Annotated in this window: 8 protein-coding genes and 1 pseudogene; 8 read left to right on the top strand and 1 reads right to left on the bottom strand. The window is 67.0% G+C overall.

Annotated elements, in window-relative coordinates; translation table 11 throughout:
* The 8 genes and pseudogenes from ACLP25_RS29510 to ACLP25_RS29545 all read left to right on the top strand — a co-directional run.
* Positions 1-189 (top strand): annotated as a pseudogene (locus ACLP25_RS29510) (ABC transporter ATP-binding protein); the annotation flags it as partial.
* Between the two features lie 15 nt (positions 190-204).
* On the top strand, positions 205-1,500 hold the full coding sequence (locus tag ACLP25_RS29515; protein WP_442472653.1) for an MlaD family protein: 1,296 nt from the start codon (positions 205-207) through the stop codon (positions 1,498-1,500).
* Positions 1,501-1,529: 29 nt separating this feature from the next.
* A complete protein-coding gene (locus ACLP25_RS29520; RefSeq protein WP_442472654.1) occupies positions 1,530-2,087 on the top strand; it encodes an ABC-type transport auxiliary lipoprotein family protein in 558 nt (185 codons plus the stop codon).
* A 107-nt stretch (positions 2,088-2,194) separates the two neighbouring features.
* Complete coding sequence (locus ACLP25_RS29525) at positions 2,195-2,965, top strand: hypothetical protein (protein WP_442472655.1); 771 nt, start codon at positions 2,195-2,197, stop codon at positions 2,963-2,965.
* A gap of 490 nt (positions 2,966-3,455) precedes the next feature.
* Positions 3,456-4,646, top strand: coding sequence for a TadE/TadG family type IV pilus assembly protein (locus tag ACLP25_RS29530; protein ID WP_442472656.1), 1,191 nt, complete (start codon positions 3,456-3,458; stop codon positions 4,644-4,646).
* 18 nt (positions 4,647-4,664) lie between these two features.
* Complete coding sequence (locus tag ACLP25_RS29535; RefSeq protein WP_442472657.1) at positions 4,665-4,961, top strand: hypothetical protein; 297 nt, start codon at positions 4,665-4,667, stop codon at positions 4,959-4,961.
* A 67-nt stretch (positions 4,962-5,028) separates the two neighbouring features.
* Positions 5,029-5,445, top strand: a complete 417-nt coding sequence (locus ACLP25_RS29540; protein WP_442472658.1) for a DUF1330 domain-containing protein — start codon at positions 5,029-5,031, stop codon at positions 5,443-5,445.
* 165 nt (positions 5,446-5,610) lie between these two features.
* A complete protein-coding gene (locus ACLP25_RS29545; RefSeq protein ID WP_442472659.1) occupies positions 5,611-5,808 on the top strand; it encodes a hypothetical protein in 198 nt (65 codons plus the stop codon).
* Positions 5,809-5,826: 18 nt separating this feature from the next.
* Here ACLP25_RS29545 and ACLP25_RS29550 read toward each other — a convergent pair.
* Positions 5,827-6,655 (bottom strand): lysine-2,3-aminomutase-like protein (locus ACLP25_RS29550; RefSeq protein ID WP_442472660.1); only part of this gene is annotated, 829 nt, incomplete at its 5' end.

Consider the following 6,655-nt stretch of genomic DNA (forward strand, 5'->3'; position numbering starts at 1 on the left):
CTCGACAGCCTGTTCGCCATCTGCAACCGCGTCGCGGCGCTCGGCCACGGCAAGGTGTCGGCGGTCGGAAAAATAGAAAAACTCTTGCAATCCGACGACCCATGGCTCAAAGCCTACTTCCACGGCAAACGGGGCGTTGTGCGGGCTGGGGCGAGGACCGCGTCGTCTCCTGCTCCTCACCCAGCGTAATGCGCGAGACACGAGATGGAGACGCGAGCCAATTTCGTGATGATCGGCGCCTTCACCCTGGCGGCGATTCTCGGCGCGTTCGCGTTCGTCATGTGGATCGCCGGATACGGAACGAGCGGCACGCATCGGCACTACCAGGTCGTCTTCAACGGCTCGGTCTCCGGCCTGTCGGTCGGCAGCAATGTGCTGTTCAACGGCCTCAAGGTCGGCGAGGTCACGAATCTCAGCTTCGTGAAGGATAACCCGGGCCAGGTGATCGCCGACATCGATGTGACCAACGCGAGCGCGCCGATCAACGCCGACACCAAGGCGCAACTCGAGACGACGGGGCTGACGGGCACGGGCGTGGTCGCGCTGAAAGGCGGCGAGATGAAGGGCGCGGCGGAGCTGACCGGGAATCCGCCGGTCATTCCGTCTCTGCCGACCGCGACGCTCGCCGATCTGCAGACCAAAGCCGGCTACGTGCTCGACCTCGCCAACAAGCTGTTGGTCGACAACGCCGCGGGCATCCACCAGACGGTCGAGAACGCTCAGCAGTTCTCGATGGCGCTCGCCCACAATGCCGGGCGGGTCGACGAGGCGCTGGCCAGCATCGCCGACCTCGGCAAAACGATCGGGCCGCTCGCCAGCAAGGCGCAGGCCCTGTCGCAGGACGCCGATACGCTGATCAAGTCGATCGACGCGGCGAAGGTGAACGAGGTCATCGGCAACGCCCAGACATTCTCCAGGGCGCTCGCCAACAGCTCGGGCAATACCGAGGCCGTGCTGCGCGACGGGGCCGACTTCGTCAAGAAGCTCAACCAATCTTCCGCCAAGCTCGACTCGGCGATCACCGACATCGACGCCATCGCCAAGGCGGTCGACCCCGACAAGGTCGCCGAGGTCGTCAACTCGGCGGTCGACGTCGCCAACACCGTCCGGCAGAACCGCGGCAACATCGACGCGACGCTCAAGAACGCCGCCGAGATCACGGCGAAGCTCAACGACTCAGCCGACAAGCTCGACGGGTTGATGGCGAGCGCCCAGAGCTTCCTCGGCTCGCCGGGGACCAAGAGCGCGCTCGGTCAGGTCGGCGACGCCGCGCAATCGGTCAAGAAGCTCGCCGACGACGTCGACGCGCGGGTCAAGGAGATCTCGGTCGGGCTCACCCGCTTCAGCGGCTCGGGCTTGAGGCAGTACGAGGCGCTGGCCATTCAAGGGCAGCGGGTGCTCGACGACATCGACCGGCTGGCGCGCTCGTTCGAGCGCAATCCGAGCCAGCTCATCTTCGGCGCGAAGCCCTCGCTGCCGGAATATCGCGGCGGGAACTGATGAAGGAGGCGGGGGCAAGGGCTCGGACGGTGGAGCGGATTGCTGTGGCCGCGGCGCTGGCGCTGGCGCTTGCAGCCTGCGCAGGCGCGCCTTCAACGGTCTTCGACCTGACGGCGGCGCATCCTCCGGCCGCGCGCCCATTCAGCGCCCAGATCCGCATCGACCAGCCGATCGCCACGCTCGATCTCGACAGCGACCGCATTCTCGTGCGCAACGGCCTGGAACTCGCGCTGCTGCCGGGCGGTCGATGGCCGCAGCAGCTCTCGTCGCTCTTCCGCGACCGGCTGATCGAATCGTTCCAGAACGCCGGCCTGGCTCGGTCGATCGACAATGGCGCCGCGTCCGCCAACTACGCGCTCGATCTCGACCTTCGCGCCTTCGAGTTCGACGCGACGACTTCGGAGGCCCACGTCGAAGTCGTCGCCAAGATCGTGGCGCTGACCAGCGGCCGGATCGTGGACGTGGCGATCTTCTCCGCCCGGGCGCCGGCCTCGTCGACCGGCGCCGCCTCGGTGGTCGCCTCGCTCGGCGAGGCGTCCGACAAGGTCATGACGCAGATCGTGCAATTCGTCGCGCGCCAACTGTGATAGCGCCCGCGCGCCGTCAAGCGCGAAAGGCTTGGAGCGCGCCACGGAACCGTATAGTTTCCCGCCTCGAAACGAGGCTTGAGGGCGCGCGTGAGGCGTTTGAAAACATGATCGCAGAGGCTGTCGCTACCGAAACGCTATACGACTCGCTCGTCAGTCACGGCGTTCGCTCGATCCTCGCCGGGACAGTGACCGAGAAGCCGTTTCCGCACCTGAGCTTCCCGGGGTTCTTCGCCGACGACGTGTACCGAAAACTGCTCAGGAGCTGGCCCGACCTCGACCGCTACGTCGATCTCAACGGCGCCCGCACGCGCAAGCAGTATACGCTGTGGGACAAGCGGGTGGAGGCGGGCGATCCGGAGCGTACGGCGCTGTGGCGCGCGGTCTCGGACGCGCTCTCTTCGCAGGAGATCCAGGACGCCTTCCGGCAAAAACTGGAAAGCGGCCTGCGCATCCGCGCGAAGGGGAGCGGCGAGGCCTGGCCGGTGCCGATGTTCCCACAGCCCGTGCTGTATGCGGATTTCGACGGCTATGCGATCAAGCCGCATCCCGACACCCGCCGGAAAGTGCTGACCGTTCTCATCTACATGCCCGAGGACGACAGCCGCCCCGAGCTCGGCACGACGGTCTTCAAGGTGTCCCCGATGGGCGTTTTCCACTGGAAGTCCTACGGTCTCGTCAAGGTGAAGACGGCGGCTTTCGTCCCCAACACCGGCTTCGCCTTCGTCGTCATCCACCCGGCCCACAGCCTGCTCCACACCAGCTGGCACGGCCGCGAGACGATCTCGCTCGACAATTCCGAGCCGCGCATGACGATCCTCAACACCTACTACGCCAAGCCGCCGAAGGCGGGCGAGGCCGAGAACGATTATCGCTGACCGCGGCGAACCTGTCGGGCGGCCGGTTGGCCGCCAGACCGGCGGCGCTCGTTCCTTGGCGTTAGCGTGTCCTCAACCAACCCGGACGATCGTCTGTCCGGCGAGCGCAGACTCGTCTCCAAGCAAGAGGGCGATCGCCCGCGGCGCGGGCAGGGGTCGCCAAGTCGAGCGGTGACGCGCCGCAAGGTCCGGCCGCCGCGCCGCTGCGGCCGATGACGCAGCGTTCGCAAAGAAGCCGCTCGCTTCTCGACCTGGACGGGCCTGCGGCGCCCGATGCGATCGACTTTCCGCACGAACGACAAATCTGCGGTCGCGGTCCGAATTCGAGCGCATCGCTGGTCCAGTCGATCGCGGGACACGACCTTTGGGCCGTCAAGACAATTTGATGAACGCCTTGCAACCGATCGTCGAAGATTTCAGCAAGGATCTGGAAAACCGCGCCCCCTAGCCTCCGGTCGGGTTCGCATTTTTGCGATCTTTGGAGGTCGTCATGAGGCTTGCGGCAGGTGACCGCGCCGCCCGGCGCGGAGGGGCGGGCGGCTTTGCCCGGAACGAGGGCGGCGCGTCAGCCGTCATGTTCGCGCTTTCGCTCCCGGTGGTGCTGCTCGCGATCGCGGTCGCCATCGACTACTCGAACGCCTCGCGGTTCAAGACGCGCGTCCAGGCCGCCGCCGACGCGGCCTCGCTCGCTGCGACCGAGGCGATCGCCCAGAATCCGAACGGCGCGAACGGGAAGACCGTCGAGCAATACGCCCAGCAGGTCGCCAACGGTTTTTTTGCCGCCAACGCGCCGCCTGGCGCCAGCGGGACGCCGACCGTCACGGCGTCAAGCTATAATTCCACCGTCACGACCACGGTCGCCTACCAGGGCACGGCGCCAAGCAACTTCGGCGCGCTGCTCGGCTATAGCGGCATGACCGCCGACGCGTCGGCGACGGCGCAGGCGGTGGTCGGCGAGAGTTCGAAGTCGAACGTCGGCGCGACGCATTATTCCGGCTACGGCGTCATCGGCGGCGACCCGCACGTCTACGGCTTCGACAACAACGACTACTATCTCGCCTGCACTCAGCCGGGGCAGACGACCTGGATCAACGTCCTCAGCGACTCAGGGATCGAGATCAACGCGTCCTGCGTCTACAATACCTATTTCGCGATGGACTCGCTGCAGACCGTGACGATCCTGCTCGGCAGCCACGTCATCTCGACCACCGCGGCGCTGCCCTCGGTGCCGTACGAATACGGGCCCATCACCTATAATGCGGCCACCGCCTGGTTCGGTCAGGTCACGATCGACGGGGTCACCTATCCGGCGGTCAAGGGCACGCGCACCCTCTTGAACCAGGCGGTCACCAACGGGTCGCTCACGGTCACCCAGTATGTCAGCGACACGACGAATTTCTATTTCGTCGACAATGCGATCTACATCAACACGCCGGTCTACAACATCACGCTGTCGTACCAGGATCTGGCGATGGCGGACCTGTGGATTACCGCGACCAACGCCGGCGCCTGCGGCGTTCCTGGCGGCGCGCTCGGGGCGACGCTGGCCGGCGTCGACGACGCGACCGGCGGCGACTTCACCGTCAGCGGCGCGACCGCCACGACCTACCAGTTCGGCTGGTCGACCTGTCCGCTGCAGGTCAACAACAGCGCGGCCTCGGTCACGCGCCTCATCAAGTAAGGCAGGAGACATTCGCCAATGTTCGCTCATCACAATGCCCGGCGCGCCATTGTCGCCTCGCTCGCCCTTGTCTCAGTTCCTGTCGCCGCCAACGCGACCGGGCTCGCGACATGCCAGCAGCTCCAGCAGAGGTGCGACGCCACGGTCGCGAGCCTGCAGGACGTGCTTTCGCATGTTGACCCGAGTCAGGTCGATACGGCCGCCGCCAGCCAGAACATCAGCAGTTACAACTGCGAGGGCCGGTACGCTCAGGCCCAGCAGAACGGCGTCTTTCCCGGCAGGACGCCGGAGCCGGATCTGCCCTGCACGAACTGAGGCGGCTGGCGGCCCTTTCCCCGGCGCGGAAGATCGATAAGCTCGTGGAGTTCAGGGAGCGCCCAGCATGACCGGCTTCATCGATCCGACCAAGGAAACCTTCGCGGCCTTTCGCGCCGACGACCGCCCCGGCCCAATCCACATGCTGAACCTGGTGCGACTGCGCGAGCGGGCGGCCTATCCGGACGGGCGAACGGCGACCGGCGCCGAGGCCTATGCGGCCTACGGCCGCGAGAGCGAGCCGGTGTTCGCCGGTCTCGGCGGCAAGATCGTGTGGCGCGGCAAGTTCGAGCTCATGCTGATCGGACCGCAGGACGAACGGTGGGATCTCTGCTTCATCGCCGAATATCCGAGCGTCGCCGCCTTCGTTTCGATGATCCGCGACCCGGTCTACCGCCAGGCGGTGAAGCACCGTCAGGCGGCGGTCGAGGATTCCCGCCTGATCCGCCTCAAGCCGGGCGGCGCGGGGGTCGGCTTCGGCTGAGCACTCCCGGTTACGGAAGGCCTCCCGAGACGCGGGCCCTGTGATGGGCGTCACGCGCAACGTGTGACTGCGGTCACGGCGAGCGGTTCCGTGTGGCGATAGCTTGGGCAAAACGGCGCGCCGGGGTCCGCCCCGCAGCCGGAAGGCTCAAATGGGAACCTAGCCATGACCGGAATCGAGGAGCACGCGGACAGCGTCAAACGCGCAAACCCGGAGACCATGTTCAGATTCGTCATGACCCTGATCGTGACCACACTGATGGTGGCCGTGACCGCCTATGTGCTGAGCTACGCCATCCTCGCCCCCGAAAGGCTAGGCTCGGCGCACAGTCCCGCGCCGGCCATGCAGCGGGTGCGGACCTGAGCGACCGCTCATGCTTGATCACTCGCCGAGGCGGTCGCGGTAGGGCCGCCTGGTTCCGGTCCGGTCGATCACCCAGTAGGCGCCATTTCCGTCCGGCCGGATCGACTCTGGCCCGATCGGGACCTTGCCGTGGCCGCCGGGGATGTCGAGCACGTAGGTCGGCAGGGCGAGGCCGGAGAGCCGGCCACGCAGCGCCCGCATCAGCGCCTGCCCCTCCTCGATCGGCGTGCGCCAGTGCGCCGTGCCTGGCGCGAGATCGCCGTGATGCAGGTAGTAGGGCTTGATGCGCGCCTCGACGAAGGCGCGCATCAACGCGTCGAGAACCTCGACGTCGTCGTTGATCCCTCTCAAGAGGACCGTCTGGCTGACGAGCAGGATTCCTGAGGCGGTGAGACGGCGGCACGCCGTGCGGGCCGCCGCGGTCAGCTCGCGGGGGTGATTGGCGTGGACGGCGAGGACAACCGTCCTGTCGTCGACTGCGAGCGCGCGCGCCAGCACGGGCGTGATGCGCTCCGGCGCCGCGACCGGAAGGCGCGTGTGCCAGCGCAAGGTTTTGACGTGATCGATGGCGGCGATGGCGGCCGACGCCTCGGCGATTTGGCGCGGCGACAGGGTCAGCGGGTCGCCGCCGGTGAGGATCACCTCCCAGATCGCCGGGCGCGCGCGAACGTAGTCCAGCGCCGCGGCGAACGCCTCGGCGCTGAGCCGACCCGATCCTGGCCCGACGCGCTCGCGGCGGAAGCAGAACCGGCAATAGACGGCGCAGACCGAAACGAGCTTGATCAGCACCCGGTCGGGATAGCGGTGGACGAGCCCCTCGACCGGGCTCCTGGCGTCGTCGCCGATC

The organism is Roseiarcus sp. (assembly GCF_052145395.1).
Lineage (GTDB): Bacteria > Pseudomonadota > Alphaproteobacteria > Rhizobiales > Beijerinckiaceae > Roseiarcus.

Bases quoted from the DNA above. Each gene is read 5' to 3' on its own strand.
- ACLP25_RS29540 (WP_442472658.1), top strand. From the start codon at position 5,029: ATGACCGGCTTCATCGATCCGACCAAGGAAACCTTCGCGGCCTTTCGC.
- ACLP25_RS29545 (WP_442472659.1), top strand. From the start codon at position 5,611: ATGACCGGAATCGAGGAGCACGCGGACAGCGTCAAACGCGCAAACCCG.
- ACLP25_RS29515 (WP_442472653.1), top strand. From the start codon at position 205: ATGGAGACGCGAGCCAATTTCGTGATGATCGGCGCCTTCACCCTGGCG.
- ACLP25_RS29535 (WP_442472657.1), top strand. From the start codon at position 4,665: ATGTTCGCTCATCACAATGCCCGGCGCGCCATTGTCGCCTCGCTCGCC.
- ACLP25_RS29525 (WP_442472655.1), top strand. From the start codon at position 2,195: ATGATCGCAGAGGCTGTCGCTACCGAAACGCTATACGACTCGCTCGTC.
- ACLP25_RS29530 (WP_442472656.1), top strand. From the start codon at position 3,456: ATGAGGCTTGCGGCAGGTGACCGCGCCGCCCGGCGCGGAGGGGCGGGC.